Origin of the sequence: Chryseobacterium sp. c4a (assembly GCF_009900745.1) — a bacterium.
Classification (GTDB): domain Bacteria; phylum Bacteroidota; class Bacteroidia; order Flavobacteriales; family Weeksellaceae; genus Chryseobacterium.
Genome location: NZ_WXVU01000004.1, coordinates 213,148 through 236,085, shown reverse-complemented (window position 1 = coordinate 236,085; position 22,938 = coordinate 213,148). Strand labels below are relative to the sequence as shown.

Annotated in this window: 20 protein-coding genes and 1 CRISPR repeat array (1 of these 21 only partly in view); of the genes, 14 read left to right on the top strand and 6 right to left on the bottom strand. The window is 35.5% G+C overall.

The genetic code is table 11. The annotated features are described in order from the left end of the window. A CRISPR array of direct repeats spans positions 1-1,983; the repeat unit is 47 nt; unit sequence GCTGTGACTAATCACGAAGATAATAATTTTTGAAAGCAATTCACAAC; it reaches 2,761 nt to the left of the window's first position. 225 nt (positions 1,984-2,208) lie between these two features. Then, entirely contained in the window at positions 2,209-2,883 is a 675-nt protein-coding gene (locus tag GTR01_RS08520; RefSeq protein ID WP_160137414.1) for a YceI family protein, read from the top strand. Positions 2,884-3,085: 202 nt separating this feature from the next. Beyond that, on the top strand, positions 3,086-3,634 hold the full coding sequence (locus GTR01_RS08515) for a type 1 glutamine amidotransferase domain-containing protein (RefSeq protein WP_160137413.1): 549 nt from the start codon (positions 3,086-3,088) through the stop codon (positions 3,632-3,634). A 104-nt stretch (positions 3,635-3,738) separates the two neighbouring features. Here GTR01_RS08515 and GTR01_RS08510 read toward each other — a convergent pair whose 3' ends face one another. Continuing rightward, positions 3,739-4,095, bottom strand: coding sequence for a hypothetical protein (locus GTR01_RS08510; RefSeq protein ID WP_160137412.1), 357 nt, complete (start codon positions 4,093-4,095; stop codon positions 3,739-3,741). A 143-nt stretch (positions 4,096-4,238) separates the two neighbouring features. Here GTR01_RS08510 and GTR01_RS08505 point away from each other — a divergent pair, with 143 nt between their 5' ends. From GTR01_RS08505 to GTR01_RS08480, 6 genes are all read left to right on the top strand, one after another. Beyond that, entirely contained in the window at positions 4,239-4,490 is a 252-nt protein-coding gene (locus tag GTR01_RS08505; RefSeq protein WP_160137411.1) for a DUF1294 domain-containing protein, read from the top strand. Positions 4,491-4,831: 341 nt separating this feature from the next. Further along, a complete protein-coding gene (gene typA, locus GTR01_RS08500; protein ID WP_160137410.1) occupies positions 4,832-6,637 on the top strand; it encodes a translational GTPase TypA in 1,806 nt (601 codons plus the stop codon). 140 nt (positions 6,638-6,777) lie between these two features. Then, a complete protein-coding gene (locus GTR01_RS08495) occupies positions 6,778-8,394 on the top strand; it encodes a family 10 glycosylhydrolase (protein WP_160137409.1) in 1,617 nt (538 codons plus the stop codon). A gap of 371 nt (positions 8,395-8,765) precedes the next feature. After that, positions 8,766-9,317: a ferritin gene (locus GTR01_RS08490; RefSeq protein ID WP_160137408.1), complete on the top strand. Its 552-nt coding sequence runs from the start codon at positions 8,766-8,768 to the stop codon at positions 9,315-9,317. Positions 9,318-9,504: 187 nt separating this feature from the next. Beyond that, positions 9,505-10,596, top strand: coding sequence for a redox-regulated ATPase YchF (gene ychF / locus GTR01_RS08485; RefSeq protein ID WP_160137407.1), 1,092 nt, complete (start codon positions 9,505-9,507; stop codon positions 10,594-10,596). A gap of 87 nt (positions 10,597-10,683) precedes the next feature. Next, positions 10,684-11,760 (top strand): hypothetical protein, encoded by a 1,077-nt coding sequence (locus tag GTR01_RS08480; RefSeq protein WP_160137406.1) that lies wholly within the window; start codon positions 10,684-10,686, stop codon positions 11,758-11,760. Positions 11,761-12,041: 281 nt separating this feature from the next. Here the strand turns inward: GTR01_RS08480 and GTR01_RS08475 are convergent, their stop codons facing one another. Both GTR01_RS08475 and GTR01_RS08470 read right to left on the bottom strand, forming a co-directional pair. Then, positions 12,042-12,197, bottom strand: coding sequence for a bacteriocin-like protein (locus tag GTR01_RS08475; protein WP_160137405.1), 156 nt, complete (start codon positions 12,195-12,197; stop codon positions 12,042-12,044). Between the two features lie 247 nt (positions 12,198-12,444). Then, the gene (locus GTR01_RS08470) at positions 12,445-12,636 is read right to left on the bottom strand and encodes a bacteriocin (RefSeq protein WP_160137404.1); all 192 of its coding nucleotides are present in this window, start codon (positions 12,634-12,636) and stop codon (positions 12,445-12,447) included. Positions 12,637-12,780: 144 nt separating this feature from the next. Between GTR01_RS08470 and GTR01_RS08465 the strand changes: the two genes are divergently transcribed. Then, positions 12,781-13,719 (top strand): helix-turn-helix domain-containing protein, encoded by a 939-nt coding sequence (locus GTR01_RS08465; RefSeq protein ID WP_160137403.1) that lies wholly within the window; start codon positions 12,781-12,783, stop codon positions 13,717-13,719. An 87-nt stretch (positions 13,720-13,806) separates the two neighbouring features. After that, the gene (locus tag GTR01_RS08460; protein ID WP_160137402.1) at positions 13,807-14,571 is read left to right on the top strand and encodes an SDR family NAD(P)-dependent oxidoreductase; all 765 of its coding nucleotides are present in this window, start codon (positions 13,807-13,809) and stop codon (positions 14,569-14,571) included. An 85-nt stretch (positions 14,572-14,656) separates the two neighbouring features. On the opposite strand, the gene GTR01_RS08455 is transcribed toward GTR01_RS08460, so the two are convergent. From GTR01_RS08455 to GTR01_RS08445, 3 genes are all read right to left on the bottom strand, one after another. After that, positions 14,657-14,857: a hypothetical protein gene (locus tag GTR01_RS08455; RefSeq protein ID WP_160137401.1), complete on the bottom strand. Its 201-nt coding sequence runs from the start codon at positions 14,855-14,857 to the stop codon at positions 14,657-14,659. A 245-nt stretch (positions 14,858-15,102) separates the two neighbouring features. After that, positions 15,103-15,273 (bottom strand): bacteriocin, encoded by a 171-nt coding sequence (locus GTR01_RS08450; RefSeq protein WP_160137400.1) that lies wholly within the window; start codon positions 15,271-15,273, stop codon positions 15,103-15,105. 158 nt (positions 15,274-15,431) lie between these two features. Beyond that, positions 15,432-16,580: a methionine aminotransferase gene (locus GTR01_RS08445; protein WP_160137399.1), complete on the bottom strand. Its 1,149-nt coding sequence runs from the start codon at positions 16,578-16,580 to the stop codon at positions 15,432-15,434. Positions 16,581-17,227: 647 nt separating this feature from the next. Between GTR01_RS08445 and GTR01_RS08440 the strand changes: the two genes are divergently transcribed. The 4 genes from GTR01_RS08440 (at position 17,228) to GTR01_RS08425 (ending at position 22,936) form a co-directional block, all read left to right on the top strand. Beyond that, entirely contained in the window at positions 17,228-17,767 is a 540-nt protein-coding gene (locus GTR01_RS08440) for a DUF2867 domain-containing protein (RefSeq protein ID WP_160137398.1), read from the top strand. 178 nt (positions 17,768-17,945) lie between these two features. Continuing rightward, positions 17,946-19,832 carry a DNA topoisomerase IV subunit B gene (locus GTR01_RS08435; RefSeq protein WP_160137397.1) on the top strand — a complete coding sequence of 629 codons (1,887 nt, stop codon included), beginning with the start codon at positions 17,946-17,948 and terminating at the stop codon, positions 19,830-19,832. Between the two features lie 27 nt (positions 19,833-19,859). Next, entirely contained in the window at positions 19,860-20,336 is a 477-nt protein-coding gene (locus GTR01_RS08430; RefSeq protein ID WP_228452186.1) for a hypothetical protein, read from the top strand. An 8-nt stretch (positions 20,337-20,344) separates the two neighbouring features. Further along, entirely contained in the window at positions 20,345-22,936 is a 2,592-nt protein-coding gene (locus GTR01_RS08425; RefSeq protein WP_160137396.1) for a DNA gyrase/topoisomerase IV subunit A, read from the top strand. Positions 22,937-22,938: the final 2 nt, after the last annotated feature.

The following is a 22,938-nucleotide window of genomic DNA, read 5'->3' as shown; positions in this document are numbered from 1 at the left end:
ATAAAATAAAAGCTGTGACTAATCACGAAGATAATAATTTTTGAAAGCAATTCACAACGCATTGTTCACTATGGAGACGAAGTCACAGGCTGTGACTAATCACGAAGATAATAATTTTTGAAAGCAATTCACAACTAGGTTCTTCATCTCCTGTTAATCGCCAAGGCTGTGACTAATCACGAAGATAATAATTTTTGAAAGCAATTCACAACGCATTGTTCACTATGGAGACGAAGTCACAGGCTGTGACTAATCACGAAGATAATAATTTTTGAAAGCAATTCACAACGAGGCTAGAAATATTAATACAACAGCAGATGCTGTGACTAATCACGAAGATAATAATTTTTGAAAGCAATTCACAACTCGAAGCCTCTAATGTTATCAGGTAATATTGCTGTGACTAATCACGAAGATAATAATTTTTGAAAGCAATTCACAACATTCATTTATACCATCTACTGAATACTCTTGCTGTGACTAATCACGAAGATAATAATTTTTGAAAGCAATTCACAACTTAACTAATAGATCTAACTCAACAATTGCCGCTGTGACTAATCACGAAGATAATAATTTTTGAAAGCAATTCACAACAAGGTCTTTTAGAGGATCTTAAAAAGTATAGCTGTGACTAATCACGAAGATAATAATTTTTGAAAGCAATTCACAACTCAGTGTTTGTTAAGCCCTTTTCGTTTTTGGCTGTGACTAATCACGAAGATAATAATTTTTGAAAGCAATTCACAACTATGAAGTTGAAAGAAAAGATATTATTAATGCTGTGACTAATCACGAAGATAATAATTTTTGAAAGCAATTCACAACTGCTGTAGAGCTCATCCCTCCATTTTTAAGGCTGTGACTAATCACGAAGATAATAATTTTTGAAAGCAATTCACAACAATCGCAGCATTCGTTTAGAATAGGAGCTTGCTGTGACTAATCACGAAGATAATAATTTTTGAAAGCAATTCACAACTGAAGAGAGCTTCAGAACCAGACTGGAATTGCTGTGACTAATCACGAAGATAATAATTTTTGAAAGCAATTCACAACGCTCGTTAATACCATCTACAGAATATTCTTGCTGTGACTAATCACGAAGATAATAATTTTTGAAAGCAATTCACAACGTTGAATTAGTCCGGCTTAATACCAGATAAGCTGTGACTAATCACGAAGATAATAATTTTTGAAAGCAATTCACAACAGTAAGCATAATGATCACCGTGAGTTCACTGCTGTGACTAATCACGAAGATAATAATTTTTGAAAGCAATTCACAACGCCACTGTAGTGGACTTTGATGTAGCTGCCGCTGTGACTAATCACGAAGATAATAATTTTTGAAAGCAATTCACAACAGGTAAAGGACATGGACATGAAAGATCAAAGCTGTGACTAATCACGAAGATAATAATTTTTGAAAGCAATTCACAACCAGCCGTTAGCAGGTATAAACTACTGGGAAGCTGTGACTAATCACGAAGATAATAATTTTTGAAAGCAATTCACAACATTGACGAAACAGCTCAGATTACAAAGAAGGCTGTGACTAATCACGAAGATAATAATTTTTGAAAGCAATTCACAACCCGGTAGGGAAAATTGCTGAAGGTGACTTTGCTGTGACTAATCACGAAGATAATAATTTTTGAAAGCAATTCACAACCATAATTCAAAATGAAGATATGATCATATTGCTGTGACTAATCACGAAGATAATAATTTTTGAAAGCAATTCACAACACAGCACAAAGAAAGATCTATGATGACATGGCTGTGACTAATCACGAAGATAATAATTTTTGAAAGCAATTCACAACAACCGGTTCTTAAATCTGTTTTTTAGTCTCGCTGTGACTAATCACGAAGATAATAATTTTTGAAAGCAATTCACAACTAGAATTGATCCGCCTGGTACAAGGAACCAGCTGTGACTAATCACGAAGATAATAATTTTTGAAAGCAATTCACAACGTAGGATTATGTTTTGTGAAACTTACATGGCTGTGACTAATCACGAAGATAATAAATTAGGCAGTAATACAAAATATTTCCACCTCTCATTTAATGCTTCCCATGTTACAATTCCTAACACGGGTAGCAAAATTTACATTTCTTGATGTATGATAAGAGAAGACCCATAAGGTTTTTCTATTTTTGTATCCGAAAACAATAAACTTTTTTAAACAGTTCAATAATATGAAAAAAATTAGCGTAATTGCATTAGTAGCAGTAGGATTACTGGCAGCATCATGTACTAATAAAGAAAAAACAGATACAGCAGTGGCTACTGAGCAAACAGTGGCTGAAGGTAAAGGAGAAGCATTAACAGTAGATGCAGCTGCTTCTGTAGTTAACTGGAAAGCTTTCCACAAAGGAGGTTTTGCTCCTCGTTGGGGAACGCTTACTGTAAAATCTGGAGATCTAAACATTGAAGGTGGACAAGTAGTAGCTGGAAACTTCAATATTGATATGACTTCTATTAAAGTTGACCCTGCTTCAGTAACTGAAAAAGATAAAAAACCTGCAGATCTTGAAGCTCACCTTAAAAACCCTGATTTCTTTGACGTAGAGAAAAACCCTACTTCAGACTTCAAAATTACAAGTGTAGCAGATCTGAAAGAGGCACCAAAAGATGCAGTAGCAGGAGCTAATAAAACAGTAAGCGGAAACCTTACATTAATGGGGAAAACGATGAATGTTACTTTCCCTGCTAAAGTAGATGTCGTAGATAATACTGCAGCTATTCAGGCTAAATTTACAGTAAACAGAACAGATTGGGGAATCAAATTTGGGACTTCAGAAGCTGATCCTGCTGAATGGATGATTAGCAAAGACATCGAAATCGCTATTGATGTAAAAGCAAAAAAATAAGGTATTACACTTTATATAAATCAAGAGCTGTCTTCATGAAGACAGCTTTTTTTGTGGTATAGGGAAGGGTAGCATTTCTTTTTTTGATGTGGAATCCTTTTTTACTTTGATAAAGGATCTTTAACTTTTTTTAGAACTTGATAACAGCCCAACGGCATTATTTTTTCACTCAATGAAAGATAACACCCAAAATCATCATATCATGTCAAAAAAAATTGCAATTCTGGCAACTCATGGTTTTGAAGAAAGTGAACTTCAATCACCTAAAGAATATTTAGAGCAGCAGGGATGGACGGCACATGTTGTAAGCCCTGAAAAAGGAACCATCAAATCATGGGCAGAGAGAAACTGGGGAAAAGATTATGCTGTAGATAAAACACTTGATGAAGTAAACGCGTCTGATTATGATGCTTTGGTTTTACCTGGCGGAGTGATAAATCCTGATCAATTAAGGACAAACGGGCAGGCTTTGGCATTTGTAAGGGACTTTTTTATTCAAAATAAGCCTGTTGCAGCCATTTGCCATGGGCCACAGATCCTCATCAACGCTAAAGTGGTTAATGGAAGAAATATGACTTCCGTAAAATCAATCAGTAAAGATCTGATCAATGCCGGAGCTCATTGGGAAGATCGTGAAGTTGTAGTGGACAATGGACTTGTAACCAGCAGAACTCCAAAGGATCTCCCTGCATTTAATGCTAAAATGGTAGAAGAATTTAAAGAAGGAAAGCACGTGGGACATGCGCTATAGCTTTTATAAAAAAATAGAGCCTGGAACTTCAAGATTCCAGGCTTTTTTATAGAAATGAGAGCTTATTTTCAGACTTTTATGCAATGATCATTAATGAAATGGTATTAATTCAATTCCCAAGAATTCTGAATCCGTACACAGTATTCACTTCCCAGATATAAAGGATTGCCATGCTTTTCAGACCAGAAACCATCCAGAATATCCGGGCTTAAACAGCGATATACAGCAACTCCTTTATAGATCTTTTGATCATCACCTTCATAGTTGAAATTGAGAACCAGAATCTGGTCTTTATAAAACCCTGTTCCGTTTTGTATATGATTTCCAATCATCCATTGGGCAATGATCCGAGCATTTTCATCAATAGATAAGACTAATGTACCGCGATAAGAAACCTGATCAGATTTTTCCTGATTACTTCCTTTGATAGAATAAGTTCCTGCCAAGTCATATACTGTCATTTATTTATTTTTTTATGGGTGGCAAATTTAAAAAATCTTATCCTGATGCTGCTATAAATATTTTGCAAACCTGGGTATTAAAGCTTGAATATTCCTGTAATCTATAAATTAAACTTTATTTTTGCAGCAAATTAATTTAAAAAATGATTCCTTTTCTACTGATCGCTAACCTTATTACATTCGGGGTCTTTGGGTTTGATAAATGGCAAGCCAAAAAACACCAATGGCGGATTTCCGAGAATGCTCTTTTAGGGCTTTCATTAATTGGAATTATTGGTGCAGCTTCAGGAATGATCATTTTTCATCATAAAGTTTCCAAAAAATCTTTTCTTGTGAAATTTTTTATTGTCGTTTTAATTGATGTTGTGTTGCTATATCGATTGATAAGACATTGATATATATGAATTCATTGAGCGCTAAAAAGTGTTTTCCCACATTTATCATTCAGCTCAAGAATACAAAATCACTCTTTTTATTCCTGAATCCCAATCTTATGATAAGAGACATTCGAAGACCTGCCAATAGGATGTTTTGAATAAAAGGGTCAATATACCTCAGGAAATTGATTAGAATAAAAGTGAAAACAATGAAATAACTGAACCTCTGATACCGTATGTTTTTTAGGGATTGTAAAAGGAATTTATCTAAATTTCTCATTATGAAATTGTTAAATATTGCATAAAGATTTTAATTAATTCATTTAAAATCACTATTTTTGCACCCGTAAAAATCCTATATGCAAAACATTAGAAATATTGCGATTATCGCACACGTTGACCACGGGAAGACGACTTTGGTTGACAAAATCATTCACGCTACCAATATTTTCAGAGAAAATCAGGAGAGTGGAGAATTAATTATGGATAACAATGATCTTGAAAGAGAAAGAGGGATCACGATCTTATCCAAGAATATTTCTGTTACTTATAAAGACACAAAAATTAACGTAATTGATACTCCTGGTCACGCGGATTTCGGTGGAGAAGTAGAGAGAGTATTAAAAATGGCTGATGGGGTTATTTTGTTAGTGGATGCGTTTGAAGGGCCAATGCCACAGACAAGATTCGTACTTCAGAAAGCTTTAGAATTAGGGTTGAGACCATTAGTGGTTATCAATAAAGTAGATAAGCCAAACTGTCGTCCGGACGAAGTTCACGATCAGGTATTTGATTTATTCTTCAACCTTGAAGCAACTGAAGAGCAATTGGATTTCCCAACATTCTACGGTTCTTCTAAGCAAGGTTGGTTCAACACTTCATTAGAGCAAACTGAAGATATTTTACCATTATTGGATGGTATCTTAGAGCACGTTCCAGCTCCAAAAGTAACTGAAGGTAACCTTCAGATGCAGATTACTTCTCTAGATTTCTCTTCTTTCTTAGGAAGAATTGCTATCGGGAAAGTAACAAGAGGAGAGATCAAAGAATCTCAATGGATTGGTCTTGCACAAGCTGATGGTAAAGTGTTGAAAGGTAAAGTAAAAGAACTTTACGTTTTCGAAGGATTAGGAAAGAAAAAAGTAACTGAAGTACAAGCTGGAGATATCTGTGCTGTAGTAGGTTTCGATGCCTTCCAAATCGGTGATTCTTTCGTGGATCTTGAAAACCCGGAGCCATTGGAAAGAACGGCTATTGATGAGCCTACATTGAACATGACGTTCTCTATCAACAATTCACCTTTCTTCGGTAAAGATGGTAAATATGTTACTTCTAACCACCTTAAAGAAAGATTAACTAAAGAATTAGAGAAAAACTTAGCATTAAGAGTTCAACAAACTGATGATGCGAATACTTTCTTAGTATTCGGTAGAGGTATTCTTCACTTATCTGTTTTGATCGAAACAATGAGAAGAGAAGGATACGAAATGACTATCGGTCAGCCACAGGTTATCCTAAGAGAAGTTGACGGAGTAAGCTGTGAGCCTTACGAATCTTTAGTAGTTGATGTACCTGAAGAATATGCTTCAAGAGTAATCGACTTAGCAACTCAGAGAAAAGGGGATCTTCACATTATGGAAACTAAAGGGGAGATGCAGCACATGGAATTCGAAATTCCTTCAAGAGGTTTGATCGGATTACGTTCTCAAATGTTGACAGCTACTGCAGGTGAAGCTATTATGGCACACCGTTTCACAGAATACAAGCCTTTCAAAGGAGCTATTCCGGGAAGAAACAACGGAGTATTGATCAGCAAAACTACGGGGCCTGCTACAGAATACTCAATTGCTAAACTACAAGATAGAGGTAAGTTCTTCGTTGATCCGGGTGAGGAAATCTACACAGGGATGATCATTGGTGAGCAAAACAAACCTGGAGATCTTGTCGTAAACATCGTGGAAGCAAAACAGTTGAACAACATGAGAGCTTCTGGAAAAGATAAAGATACAGGTGTTGCACCAAAAATCTTATTCTCTCTTGAAGAATGTATGGAATACATCCAGGCTGATGAAGCAATCGAGGTAACTCCAAACTTCATTAGAATGAGAAAGAAAATCCTTTCTGAAGAAGAAAGAAAAAGACTTGAAAGATCAGCGAAAGCATAATCATTTCAATTCAAAATCAATATCATATAGAAAAGCCTCGAATTTTTCGGGGCTTTTTTTCTAAACAATTGGAAAAATTGTTTATTTTTTCAAAAGGAAATCCAAAATATTAAAATTTAATTTAAAGTAGTTTTGCGGCTATGAAAATGAGTAAACTAAAACTTATCGTTTTATTGGGAGTTCTAGCGTCTTACAGCACCTCATGTTCTACTCAGAACAATGTAACAAAGACTCCGCCTGTTAAAAATACAACAAAACCTAATACCAATAATAATACCTCTCAGCCAAAGCCTCCTGTAGTTGTAACTAAACCTACACCGGGAACTTCAACGGAAGAGACTTTCAGAACCAATCTTCCGGAGATCAAAAGAGAGTTCCGTGGCGCATGGATTGCCAGTGTTGCCAATATCAACTGGCCTTCAAAAAACAACCTTACCGTTGAACAACAGAAAGCAGAAGCAATCTCCATGCTGGATATGCTGAAAGAAAATAACTTCAATGCAGCTATTTTTCAGATCAGACCTTCCGCAGATGCTTTATATACCAGTAATATCGAACCTTGGTCTTACTTTCTGACAGGAGAAACAGGAACTGCACCTTATCCTAATTATGATCCTTTATTATTTTGGATTGAAGAAGCTCACAAAAGAGGGCTGGAACTGCATGTTTGGCTAAATCCTTACCGTGCTCATCATACCAATGGTGGAAATGTGAACAAGATGTCGATGGCCAACAGGATGTCTGATCTTGTAGTGAGATTAAAAAATGGAATGTACTGGTTTGATCCGGCAAATCCAAAAACCCAGGATCATGTATCCAATGTAGTAAAAGATATCGTAAAAAGATATGATATTGATGCGATTCACTTTGATGATTATTTCTATCCTTATGCTACGTACAACAAAGGAGCTGATTTTCCGGATCATGCAACATGGAATGCTTACGTAAACAGTGGCGGAAATTTATCCAGAGCAGACTGGAGAAGAGATAATGTGAATAAATTTGTAGAACGTATCTATAAAGAAATTCATGCAGAAAAAAACAATGTGAGATTTGGAATCAGTCCATTCGGAATCTGGAAACCGGGATATCCGGCAGGAATTGTAGGTTCTTCTCAGTTTGATGAGCTGTATGCAGATGCTAAATTATGGTTAAACAGAGGTTGGGTAGATTATTTCTCCCCACAATTATATTGGCCTATTGATTCTAAAGGCCAAGGTTTTGAAGCATTGTTAAACTGGTGGCAATCAGAAAATACAATGAAACGCCACTTGTGGCCAGGTCTAAATACCGTAGAGATCAAAACCTATGATCGTCCTACAGAAATTAAAAACCAGATTGAAATTTCCAGAAAGATTTTGAAAAATGATGCCGGAGAAATTCACTGGAGTATTGCCGGTCTTACTAAAAATCCGGGAATGCTTCCGGCTCTGAAAAGTGGGCCATACAGTGAGAAAGCATTAATTCCTAAATCTCCATGGATCAAAACAGTTCCATTACAGGCTCCAACTTTATTCATTTCAGATAACGGTAGTTTTGCACAAACAAGATGGAGTACAAAAAATGCTTCAGAGGTGTTCCAATGGGTGCTTTTCAGTCAATATGACGGAGTGTGGCAAACGGAAATCTTACCACTAGATACCCTTTTCAAAGATATTCCTAAATTCAAAAATGGTAAAAAATTAAGTGGAGTAGCCATTAAAGCCATCGATAGACTAGGAAACGAAAGTGATTACATGGCGAAAAAAGTCAAATAAAAAAAACTAATAAGGATGTTGTAAACACCGTTAAGTTTTAATAAATAATAAGGGTTTAACTTTTAGTTGAACCCTTTTTTATTCTGTTATTTTAATTCTTACGGAGAGAAAGTCTTAGCACTTAGCTTATCCATGCACCTTTTCATTCTGGAAGAATCTATACCTAATTGTTACTTCAAATAAACTATAGAAATGTTCAAAAATTCCACCATGCTTTCCCTACCTTTTATTTTAGAACAACTATAAATTATTGATTTAAAATGATAAAAATCAGCATGTTGTAAATTAAATATTCCATTTTTAAGTAAAATAAAAACTTTCACGGAATCATTTTTGCATGAATACTCTCATAATCACCAAAATATAACATTATGAATACTAACAGACTTTCCGCAAATGTGGAAAAAGCACTTAGTGATCAGATGAACAAGGAGATTCATGCATCACACATTTTTCTATCGTATGGAATTTGGGCAGATGACAAAGGCTATCAGGGAATTGCTAATTTTCTGTATCGCCATGCCCAGGAAGAAAGAAACCATTCCATCAAATTCATGGAGTACATTTTAAACAGAGGCGGAAAACCCAAAGTGACTGCCATTCCGGCTCCTCCAGCCGATCCCAAAACACTGACAGCTTGCTTTGATGGTGTCTTCAAACATGAAGTGGATAATACAACCGCTATCTACAAAATTGTAGATCTTTCCATGGCAGAGAAAGACTGGGCCACATGGAATTTCATGCAGTGGTTTGTACAAGAACAGATCGAAGAAGAAACATTAGCTCAGAACCTGATTGATAAATTAAAAATTGCAGGCGGCGACAGAGCTACAGATGAGTCTTTATTTACTTTAGATAAAACTTTACAAGAAGCACCGAATGATGTGCCACTGGCTCAGGAAGCTACGGGCAGTAATCCGTAAAAGTTATCGGTGAAGCAAAAACTGCTTGAAAATCTGTCAGAATGCTGACAGATTTTTTTATTATGAAACTCCCTTAAAATTCACTATCTTTGCACGCTGAAAGTTCAGGAATCAACAATAAGGTGAAAATATTGAACCTTATACTTTGAACTTCCAACTTTAAACCTTAAACTTTGAATTTTACAATATGAAATGTGGAATCGTAGGCTTACCGAATGTAGGTAAATCAACTCTTTTTAACTGTCTGAGCAACGCAAAAGCTCAATCAGCAAACTATCCTTTCTGTACGATTGAGCCAAACCTGGGAACAGTATCTGTACCAGATCAGAGATTATTTGAATTGGAGAAAATCGTAAAACCTGAGAGAGTTTTACCAGCTGTAGTTGAAATCGTTGATATTGCAGGTCTTGTAAAAGGTGCCAGCAAAGGAGAAGGATTGGGGAACCAGTTCTTAGCAAATATCCGTGAGTGTGAGGCGATCATCCACGTTTTAAGATGTTTTGATAATGGAAATATCGTTCACGTAGAAGGTTCGGTAGATCCGTTAAGAGATAAAGAAATTATTGATATCGAACTTCAATTGAAAGACCTTGAAACAGTAGGAAAAGCAGTTGAAAAAGCTAAAAAATTCATCAAATCTGGTAAGAAAGAAGATATCCTTACTTACGAAACCCTTCAGAATTTGCAAAAATTCCTTGAAGATGGAAAAAATGCAAGAGAATTTGCAACCAATGATTTGACAGCTTCTATCATTGGTGAAGTTCAGCTTTTAACAAACAAGCCGGTGCTTTACGTTTGTAACGTAGATGAAAATTCTATTAAAAACGGAAACGATTGGATTGCTAAGATCGAGGAAATGGCTAAAAATGAAGGAGCGGAAGTTGTGGTACTTGCTGCTCAGATTGAAGCTGACATCAATGAACTGGAGACTTTTGAAGAAAGAGAAATTTTCCTTGATGAACTAGGGCTTACAGAACCAGGAGTAAACCGTTTGATCAGAAAAGCATATGATCTTTTAAAACTACAGACTTATTTCACTGCCGGAGTAAAAGAAGTAAGAGCTTGGACTATCGGACAAGGATGGACGGCTCCTCAGGCTGCCGGAGTAATTCACACAGACTTTGAAAAAGGGTTCATCCGTGCAGAAGTAATCAAGTATAATGATTATATGACTTACGGTACTGAAGCAAAAGTAAAAGAAGCCGGAAAACTTTCTGTAGAAGGTAAAGAATATATCGTTCAGGATGGTGACATCATGCACTTTAGATTCAACGTATAAGAAAAAATATTAAAGTTAGTTTATAAAAAAGCGCTTCCATAATATAATTTGGGAGCGTTTTTTGCATTGATGTGTAAAATGATACCCATGAGAGTCTCTTATTTTTTCATCATAGCTTTCCTTTTTTCATGTTCAAAATCTATTGAAGATAAGTGTTTCGTCGATAAGATGAATGCAGAAAATGTTGTAATGGTGAATAAGACTTTCCAACCTTATACTCTAAAACAAATCCTAGCAGAAAAACCTAAGTATCTTGAAATTAACAATCTTACAGCATACCGGGATTTTGTAACAGATAGAGCTGAATTTCTTAAACAACCAGAAAACTCACAAAAAGAAGGGGAGACATCAGGAAATAACTTTACGATACTCAATGAAAGATTTTCCAATCAGTTTTTATGTTTTGCTCAACAACAAGTTGGAAATATTATATATGGGCTCGGGTTTAACAAACTCGGATATTGGTTGTTGAAGATAGAAAATAATAAGACCTTTGCCTATTTTTTAGGATTAAGTCCCAACCAGTATTATGTTAATAGAACTCAGCAGAATCTATTTGTTCTGGGAGGCTACCTCCAGGTTAAAGGAAGCTTGGTGAGTCCGAGAAAATCAAAAGATCCTAGTAATTATAAAGATTATTCAGTGATTGAAGACGGCAAATTGTTTACAATCAAATTAAAAGATCTGATGCTGGATTCCGATCAGGATGGTTATAATGATATTTTTGAGAATAGTTTTGGGTTAAATCCCAACCGGAAAGATACAGATGGTGATGGAATCAACGATTTTGAGGATATGAATCCTATGTTTACATCATCAAAGGGTAAGTTTACTCGTCTGTATGAGTCATTGTTACCTAATCCTTCCATAGATTCTGAAAAAAGGAACTTTGAATTTCAGGTGTATAAAAGTGATTGTGACTATTTCCATCAGATTAATCCAGTACAGAAGGTACTATTTATACCCGAGGATAAAAATAAGCAGACTTATTATACCAGTGTGTCAGATATTATCGATGAAGTGATCTCTCCAATACAGAAGAATGAGAAGAATCCAGACAGTTTTTATATTTATAAAGTAGGAAGCTATTTTAAAAATGATTATTCTGCAGACTATGAAAATGAAAATTGGGTACTTAAAGTGATTGGCGGATATATTATATAAATTGATAAGGTAGCCTGTTTATTCATATAAAAAGCACTTTCAAATGAATGAAAGCGCTCAAATTATAAAAATAACATAAGGTATATGTTTATTCTATGGGTGGATCTATGATGATTCTGCATTGTCTTTCGAAACAGCCTAGACCAATAGAGGTACATAAGCCTGTTGCTGGATCAAGGCATCTCATGAGACCACCGGTGACTGATCTTAATTCTTTTTTGTTCAGTTTCTTTCCCTTGTTTAAGTTTTGTTTTTTCATGGTTTTTCTATTTTAATGGATATTAATCATATCGAGGTTCAGGAACGTATCTGCACTCTCTTTCAGCGCATCTTATTCCTGTATCTATACAGCGTCTTGTTTCAGGATCAAGACACATTTGTAATCCTCCTTTAATGGACTTTAGCTCTTTCTTGTTTAGTTTTTTTATATTTTTCATAGCATTATATTTTAATGAAATTGATGATTAATCTATAAGAATTGGCCCTGGTCTGCATTCTTTTTGAGCACAAGCAGGTGAAATAATAGTACAGCCATAAGGATCAGATGAAGGTTCGCATGGCTGAATCGGACATAATACAGGTCGTATACAGTCAAGTAATCCTCCTCTAATCGTCTTTAATTCTCTTTTGTTTAATTTTTTTGCATTTTTCATAGTATAGATTTTAAATTAGATGTAATAAAATTTAATAAGGGTGCTTTGGTCTGCATTCTTCCTGGGCACAGAACGAAGATGTAATCGTACAACGAGAACCACTGGACTCGCATGGTGGGTTTTCACACAATTGATGATCAAAGCAATTAAGCATTCCACCCTGAATTGTTTTTAATTGTTTTTTGTTCAATTTTTTTCCAAATGGTAGGGTTTGGCTTTCCATGGTTTTGATTTTTAGTAAGTTATTAAATACTAATGTAGTGAAAATAATGATATGTATATCACTTGGTGTAGAAAAAAATTAGATAAGTATTTTATTCAGATTAAAAATCAACTTTGTATCTTTGAATTTTACAAATAATTAGGGATGGAAAAAATAGTCCACGCTTCATTGGAAGATTTTTATAGCGAAATGACTGCCAAATTAGGCAAGAACCTGGAAGAACTTTTTCCTAAGGGGCTTCACAAAGATATTGGACACTTTAATGTGTTTGATATTGCACAAACTCTCGAAAGAGCAAAAACAACATCTGAAATGCCTTATAATAGACGAAAATATTATAAGATCAGCCTGATCAGAGGTAAGAATAGGGCAGAATATGCCGATAAGACCATTTCCATAGAAAAAAATGCACTTTTGTTTGCTACCCCTAAAGTTCCTTATCATTGGGTACCTGAAGATGATAACCAATCCGGGAGTTTTTGTGTATTTACAGAAGACTTTTTTATTAAAAATGCATCCTACAGCAATTTGGAAAGTCTGCCTATTTTTCAGCCTGGAGCTGTTCCTATATTCGAGATTGAGGATGAACTGGCGGATGAAATAGAGTTTCTTTTTAAAAAAATTAAAAAGGAAATTGCTTCAGACTATATATATAAATACGACCTGATCAGGAATTATGTGTGGGAATTGATTCATTTCGGACAAAAGCTGCAGCCTGCCACCAAAATCTCAATGACAAAAGATGCCTCCCTGAGAGTAGTCTCTCTATTTATAGAATTACTGGAAAGACAGTTTCCTATTGAATCAAGGGAGCAAAGGATACAGCTGAAAACAGCAAACGACTTTGCAGAAAGGCTTTCAGTACACGTTAATTATCTCAATAGAAGATTAAAAGAAAATACCGGAAAAACTACCACGGAATTAATTAGTGACCGTATTGCTCAGGAAGCTAAGATCCTTTTAAAGCAAACCCAATGGACTGTTTCAGAAATATCCTATGCATTAGGTTTTGAAGAAATAGCTCATTTTTCAAACTTTTTCAAAAGAAAAACAGCGTTTACCCCTTTGGAATTTCGTTCTTGATTTGAATTTTACAAATTTTGGATTGATTGAGGTAAATACTTTCTGCTATAAATGAACCAACTTTGTCGTATTAAAATAACAAAAAATATGAAAGCAAAGACAAAAGTAGCATTGGTAACCGGAGGGAACAGAGGTTTGGGAAAAAATTCAGCTCTTAAAATTGCTCAAAAGGGACTTGATGTAATCATTACTTATAGAAGCAATCAAGAAGAGGCTGAAGAAGTGGTTAAAGAAATAAAAGCTTTGGGCAGAAATGCAGTGGCGTTTCAGCTGGACACCAAAGACCGTAAAACCTTTGACGGATTCGTAAAAAATGTAACGGAGCATTTAGAGAAAGAAACTGGAAGTTCAGATATCGATTATCTTGTTAACAATGCAGGAACAGCTTTGTATTCACCCATTACTGAGGTGACGGAAGAACAGATGGATGATATGGTGGATATTCATTTTAAAGGCGTATTTTTCCTTACCCAAAAACTATTGCCTTTCATCAATGAAGGAGGAGGAATTATTAATATTTCTTCAGGATTGGCAAGATTTGCCACACCAGGTTCTTCTGTGTATGGATCCATAAAAGCAGGAGTAGAAATGCTTACCAAATATATGGCTAAAGAATTAGGATCAAGAAAAATAAAAGCCAATGTAATTGCTCCGGGAGCCATTGAAACGGATTTCGGCGGCGGAAGAGTAAGAGATAATAAAGAGATCAATGATATGGTAGCCGGATCTACAGCCTTAGGCAGAGTAGGGCTTCCTGACGATATTGGTGGAGTTGTTGCTTTTCTATGTACGGAAGATGCCAGATGGATTAACGGACAAAGAATTGAAGCTTCAGGGGGAATGTTTCTATAAAATAATCAAGAAAAAATTTTTATCAAAAAAACAAAAGAACCAACCTGTATCAAGTTGGTTCTTTTTATCATTATAAGTCTATTGTTTAAGGAAGTACGATAGGACCATCCGGGTCTATTGGTTCTAGAGGTTCTCCCGGTAGCTGACATTTTTGTTCTCTACATCCGGGGCCATAATATTTACAGTAGCCGTTAGGAGCACATGGATAGCTGCCCAAACCGCCGTGTATAGCCTTCAGCTCAGACTTTGCTAATTTTTTTCCTTTGTTTAAGTTCGTATTTTTCATGGTATTATTTTGTATGAAGATTTAATTTAAGGTCTGCAAACTATTTGGCCACAATGTGGCGAGATGATCGTACAATAATCTCTCGGTTCTTTGGGAATATTAATCGGTGGACAGTCTGGGCCTTCACAAGGAACACTTGGCTGCATACAATTAAGCATGCCTCCTGCAATTGTTTTTAATTCCTTTTTACTGAGTTTCTTTGCTTGTAGAAAAGTTTGTTTTTTCATAACGGTAATATTTTGATTTTAATTCCAAGGCTGTTCTGGTTGATCTGGCTTGCATTGATCTTCTGCACATTTAGGATGATACTGTCTGCATCTTAAAGAAGGATCAAGGCACATTAGCAGTCCTCCGTTAATTGTTCGGAGCTCTTTTTTATTTAATTTTTTAGCCTTTAATGATTTTTCGCTTTTCATGATTCTGATTTTTAATGAGTTAGTTATTGCGAATATATGAAAAGTTTCAATAGTAAATCACTTATTGATGAAAAATATTAAATAGTTTGATTCTATTTGTTGTAAAAATGCATTGATTCGCCAAGGATAGTGCAAAATATTTCTATAAAGTATAAGGATTACAGTTTTGAAAGATTTTCTATTGCTCTCTCTAATGTTTCCTGCTTTTTGGCAAAACATAATCGGATCACATTTTCATTCAGCTTGTTTTTGTAAAACGAAGAAAAAGGGACACTGGCCACCTTATGAGTAATGGTAAGCTCACTGGCAAAATCGAAATCATTTTTATCCGAAATCCTGGAATACCTCACAGCCTGGAAATAGGTTCCTTCGCAATCTAAAAGTTCAAATGAAGTTCCGGCAAGCCCTTTTCTCAGAAAATCTCTTTTCTCCTGAAAGAACTGGTTAAGGTGAATGTAATGCTCGTCGTTTTTCATATATTCTGCTAAAGCAAGCTGAATAGGCGTATTGACACAGAAAACATTAAATTGATGTACCTTTCGGAACTCATCGGTTAAAGCTTTAGGAGCTGCACAATACCCGACTTTCCAGCCTGTAACATGAAATAGCTTTCCAAACGAAGCAACAAGAAGACATCTTTCTTTAAGTTCAGGATATTTACAAGTGCTTAAATGTTGCTTTCCGTCAAAGACAATATTTTCATATACTTCGTCACTTAAAATAAGAATAGAAGTATCCTTTACCAACTGAATAAGCGCTTGAATATCTTCCTCTCTTAATATTTTTCCTGAAGGGTTATTCGGATTATTAAGGATTATCATTTTTGTTTTCTCGCTGATCAGGCTCTTTACAGCAGTCCAATCGATTTGATAATCCGGTGCCTTCATTTCGAATCGTTTTACAATACCTCCGAAAAGCTCAACGGTAGGCTCGTAGCAATCATAGGCCGGTTCAAAAATGATCACTTCATCCTCTTTCTTGATAAAAGCAGCAATGGCGGTGAAAATAGCCTGAGTTCCACCTGCAGTAACGGTTATTTCTGAGTCCGGATGATAACTGGTTTGGTGGCTGTTCTCAATTTTTCTAGCGATTTCTTCCTTTAGACCAATCATTCCTCCCAATGGTGCATATTGATTGAACCCTTTTTTCACAAAGTGATCTACATAGTCTAGTAATTCAGAATCCGGCATGAAATCCGGGAATCCCTGCGATAGGTTAATCGCTTCATTTTCATTGGCGAGTTGTGTCATCTGACTGAAAATAGTAGTTCCTACATTGGAAAGCTTTGATAAAGGAAGTTGTATCATAAAAAGAACGAATTTTATTAATACCGAATTTAATGAATTATTTGAAAAAGATAAAAGATAAAAGATAAAAGATAAAAGATAAAAGATAAAAGATAAAAGATAAAAGATAAAAGATAAAAGATAAAAGATAAAAGATAAAAGATAAAAGATAAAAGATAAAAGATAAAAGATAAAAGATAAAAGATAAAAGATAAAAGATAAAAGATAAAAGATAAAAGATAAAAGATAAAAGATAAAAGATCTTGTCGTTAAACAACTAAAACATGCGGATATCAACATCAATAGGGGCGGGCTTTAGCCTGGCCGCTCAATAAATAAAATAAATCCATTGGCTTTAGCCTAAAATTAACCTCTCTATTTGTATTTGCAATATTCAAATGACCATGAGAAAAATCTCTGTGTTTAATCTATTGATTTTGATGTTTTATAAGTGAAAGTTTGAAATAAAAATCTGTTTTCATTTATTTTGATCCTGACTAAGAGATTGGTTTATAGTTTAAAGTGTATTATGAAGACGATTTTAACTATGTTTTTGTTAATTAAACAAATGTTTTAAACGATCGTTTGAAAAAAACAAGTTTTTCCTTTTTAATATGCTCGGTGATACTTACATTTGTTATGCTAAAAATAATTTAAAACCAATGACAATGAAAATTAAGAGGATCGAATTTCCAGCAAAATCTATTTTGTCTCAAGGAAATGAAAAGTTTGATTATGCTGATAGCTTTGAAGGAGGTTTGGTGGGTAATGGACAAAATTTTGACATTACACAGGTTGGAAAAGCTTTTTTTACAAGCGGGCCTACATGGGGAAAGAAAATGTTTGCACTCAGAAATAAAGTGGTGGGATTATTCGGATTAAAAACAGGTGAAAGCAATGATCCTATAAAGGAATCTGATCGTTTTACCTGTGAAGTAGGAGAGCGTGTAGGGCTTTTTAAAGTCTTTAATAAAACCAACAATGAACTTATTATAGGGGAAGATGATAAACATCTGGACTTCAGAATTTCTCTTTTATTTGATAAAAACCAAGGTGGGCAGGATGAAAATTCTTTAACAATTTCCACAACGGTGAAATTTCATAACTGGCTGGGTGTGTTATACTTTTTACCCGTACGTCCTTTTCATAAACTTATTGTTCCTGCTATGCTTAAAAATATCATAGGCAAGCTGGAACGCACTCAATAATAACTTGTAAGGGTAAATGTTGGAAAATAGACATTTACCCTTTATTCTTTACTTAATTAAGTCTACTTTTTTGAGATGTAAATCCTGATTTCAGGAAGAATGTTGATAAAAAAATGAAGCTGAAAATTCGGATAATTTTGGACAATTTCGTACTTTTGTATGTTTGCTGAAATCATATATGTCACAAGAAATAAATCCAACCTACTCCGAAGATAATATCAGAACCCTCGATTGGCAGGAACATATCCGTCTGCGCCCCGGCATGTACATCGGGAAGCTCGGTGATGGTTCATCTGCCGATGACGGTATTTACATTTTACTTAAAGAAATCCTGGATAACTCCATTGATGAGTTTAGGATGAGATCTGGTAAAAGAATTGAAATAAAGCTGGATGACGGCAAGGTTACGATCCGTGACTTTGGTCGTGGAATTCCGCTGGGGAAAGTCGTAGATGCCGTTTCCAAAATGAATACCGGAGGTAAGTACGATAGTAAGGCGTTCAAAAAATCTGTCGGACTGAATGGGGTGGGTACCAAAGCTGTAAATGCCCTTTCAGACTATTTCAGAGTACGTTCTTTCCGTGATGGAAAAATGAAGGTGGCGGAATTTTCCCGCGGTATGATCAAAGAAAACTTTGATGAAAAAGAAACCTCAGACAGAAACGGAACTGAAATTTCATTTATTCCCGATGGAGAAATCTTCCTACACTTCAAATACAGAAAAGAGTATATCGAAAGAATGCTCCGCAACTATGCGTATCTGAATCCGGGACTGAAAATATTATTCAACGGAGAAACCTATTTTTCTGAAAATGGTCTTAAAGATCTCTTGGAAGAAGAATTGGAAAGCGATATTCTTTATCCGATCGTCCACTTAAAAGATGATGATATTGAAGTTGCCATTACTCATTCCGATAAATCACAAACGGAAACCTATTTTTCATTCGTTAACGGACAGAATACTACCCAGGGTGGTACTCACCTTAATGCTTTCCGTGAAGCGTATGTGAAAACAATCCGTGAGTTTTTTAATAAAAGTTTTGATGCTTCTGATATCAGAAAATCAATTATTGCAGCGATTTCCATCAATGTAGAAGAGCCGGTTTTCGAATCTCAGACCAAAACCAAATTAGGATCTAATGATATGGGGCCTAATGGGCCAACAGTAAGAACTTTTATCATTGATTTTCTAAAAAGCAAACTCGATAATTTCCTACACAAAAATCCAGAAATAGCAGAAGCGATTCAAAGAAAGATTCTGATCTCTGAGAGAGAGAGAAAAGAACTTTCCGGAATCCAGAAACTGGCCAGAGAAAGAGCTAAAAAAGTATCTCTCCATAATAAAAAACTACGTGACTGTAGACAACATTATAATGATCAAAAAGCCGAAAGAAAAGGTGATACACAGATCTTTATTACCGAGGGAGACTCCGCATCCGGATCTATCACCAAATCAAGGGACGTAGAAACTCAAGCCGTATTCTCATTAAAAGGAAAACCATTGAATTGCTATGGTCTAACGAAGAAAGTAGTGTATGAGAATGAAGAGTTCAACCTTCTTCAGGCCGCTTTAAATATTGAGGAAAGTTTAGAAGACCTAAGATACAACCAGGTAATCATTGCAACCGATGCCGATGTAGATGGGATGCACATCCGTTTGCTGATGATTACATTCTTCCTGCAATTCTTCCCGGATCTGATTAAAAATGGACACCTTTATATTCTTCAAACTCCGTTATTCAGAGTGAGAAATAAAAAAGAAACCAGATATTGCTATTCAGAAGCGGAAAGAGTAAAAGCTCTAAATGATCTTGGAAAGAATCCTGAAATTACCCGATTCAAAGGATTAGGAGAAATTTCACCGGATGAATTTAAACATTTCATTGGTAAAGATATCCGTTTAGAACCGGTAGTCGTAGGAAAAGATCAAACCATAGACCAGTTACTGGAGTTTTATATGGGTAAAAATACACCAGACAGACAGACTTTCATCCTTGAGAACTTGGTGGTGGAAGACGATTCTGATATTGATAAAAAACACATTCTTGATGGAGTAAACATTTAACATTGTTCATGACACCAAAGAATCAAAATGAGATTAAGTAACCGAAGTAAAGCACCAGTTTACAACTTTATAAACACGCTATTGATGATGGTAGTGGTGTTTGGAATAGCAGGATTTTTAGTCAATAAGTACAGGTTTCATATCCTAGGAAGCGAAAGCTATCTGATGGTTCTTGTTCCCCTATTATTACTGATAATCTTTTATCTTAACGGACGACAAATCTTTGAATACGACAGTGATGGAGAAGCGCTGCATTTTAAAAACAGGAATATTATTCCCTTTTTAAACAAACCTCTTCACGATGAGTTTCCAAAGTATAAGCTGGTAAAATATGATGTGATCAGTATATTCTTTATCAAAAGATTATATATTACCGTTTCAAGTAAGAATAATGGATCTACCATTCTGAAGTATCAGATCTCTTATTTGACCGGAAAAGAAGTAAATGATTTAAAACTCTCTCTGAATAAAGTGGTGAAAGCCAATAAAGAGAAAAAAGATTAATATAACAGATGACGACAGAAGAATATTCGCATGAGGGTGAAAGCTTAAAGAAGGTTTCCGGTCTCTATAAAGACTGGTTTCTAGATTATGCTTCCTATGTAATTTTGGATAGGGCTATTCCTTCGATATTTGACGGGCTGAAGCCTGTTCAGCGAAGAATTATGCACTCTATGCGGGAACTGGAAGATGGCCGTTACAATAAAGTGGCCAATATCGTGGGAAATACCATGAAATATCACCCTCACGGGGATGCCTCCATTACAGATGCCATGGTGCAGATCGGGCAAAAAGAACTCCTAATAGATACTCAGGGAAACTGGGGAAATATCTATACCGGAGATTCTGCAGCTGCCGCCAGATATATTGAAGCGAGATTGACTCCCTTTGCTTTGGATGTAGTCTTTAATCCAAAAACTACAGAATGGACAAAATCCTATGACGGTAGAAATAATGAACCCATTGATCTTCCTGTAAAATTCCCGTTGCTTTTGGCTCAGGGAGTAGAAGGAATTGGGGTAGGACTTTCCACAAAGATCCTTCCACACAACTTCAATGAGTTGATTAATGCTTCTGTAGCGTATTTGAAAGGAAAGAAATTTGAGATCTATCCGGACTTTTTAACTGCCGGTTATCTTGATGTATCAGAATATAATGATGGGCATAGAGGCGGAAAAGTAAGAGCAAGAGCAAAGATCACGCAAACGGATAAACATATGCTGGTGATCTCTGAACTCCCTTATTCTAAAACAACTAGCGACCTGATCGATTCTATCTTGAAAGCGAATGAGAAAGGAAAAATCAAGATCAAAAAAATTGAAGACAATACGTCTGATAAAGTAGAGATCCTGATCCATATTCATAATGATGTTTCTCCGGATAAAACGATTGATGCATTATACGCTTTCACAGACTGCCAGGTAACGATTTCTCCGAATGCTTGTGTGATTGTTGGTGACAAACCAATGTTCATGAATGTTTCCGATATTCTTAAAACCAATACGGATCATACCGTTTCCTTGTTGAAAAAAGAGCTTGAAATAGAGCTTCACGAGCTTCAGGAAAGCTGGCATTTCTCTTCATTGGAAAGAATCTTTATCGAAAACAGAATCTATCACGATATTGAAGAAGTGAAGACCTGGGATGATGTTTTGAAAACCATCGATAAAGGATTAAAACCTCATACCAAGCATCTTCTAAGAGCTGTAACGGAAGAAGATATTCTAAAATTAACAGAGATCAGAATCAAGAGAATTTCAAGATTCGATTTAGATAAATTTAAAGAAAATATTGCCTCTCTTGAAGGTAAAATAGAACAGGTAAAACACCACCTTGCCAATCTGATAGCCTATGCTATTGAGTATTATCTGAATATCCAGAAGAAATACGGAAAAGATAAGCAGAGAAAAACTGAATTAAGAATCTTCGATACCATTGATGCAACAAAAGTAGCAGTGGCGAATGAGAAGTTCTATGCCAATTTTGAAGAAGGTTTTATCGGAACATCCTTGAAGAAAGATCAGTATATGTTTGACTGCTCGGATATTGATGATATCATTACCTTCAGAAAAGACGGAAGCATGAAGGTGGTAAAAGTGGAGGCTAAGACATTTATCGGAAAAGATATTCTCCACGTTGCTGTATGGAAGAAAAATGATAAGAGAACGGTATACAACATGATCTATCGTGAAGGTAGAGAAGGCCCTTATTATATGAAACGTTTCTCTGTAACAGGAGTCACAAGGAATACAGATTATCCGTTAGCTTCAGATAAAAAAGGTTCAGAAACATTGTACTTTTCAGCCAATCCGAATGGTGAGGCGGAAACGGTTACAGTTCTTTTAAAACCCAACCCAAGAATCAGAAAGAATAAGATGGAGATCAATTTCTCTGATCTGGCGATTAAAGGACGTGATTCCAAAGGAAATCTGGTGACCAAATATGCTGTGAAGAAAGTTGATCTTAAAGAAGAAGGTGTGTCTACACTGGCTCCAAGAAAAATCTGGTTTGATGATACAGTAAGAAGACTGAATGCTGATGCAAGAGGTACTTTGCTAGGAAACTTCAAAGGAGATGACAGAATATTAACCATCAATACCAATGGTGAAGTGAAATTAGTTTCATTTGATCTTGGAAACCGTTTTGATGATGAGTATCTGGTATTGGAAAAATGGAAGCCAGAACAGCCTATTACATGTATCTACTATGATGGCGAAAAAGATATTTATTTCATCAAGAGATTCTTGTTAGAGAATACGGTGAATGTACAGATCTTTATGCCATCCGAACATCCGAAATCCTTCATAGAAAATGTAATTGTGGCCAATGATGCCACAGCAGAAATTATTTTTGCGAAAGATAAAGGCAAAGAACGCGATTCTGAAACCATTAATATCGATGAATTTATTGCTGTAAAAGGAATAAAAGCAATTGGTAATCAATTTACTAAATTTAAAGTAAAAGCAATCAATATTACTATTCCCGAACCTGTAGAAGAGGAGTTGGAAGTATACGAAGATCCGGAGCCAACAGGAGATATGGATGAGGACGGTGGCGTTATTGGTGATCTGTTTCATGAAGAAGGAAACAACGAAACCGAATAGAA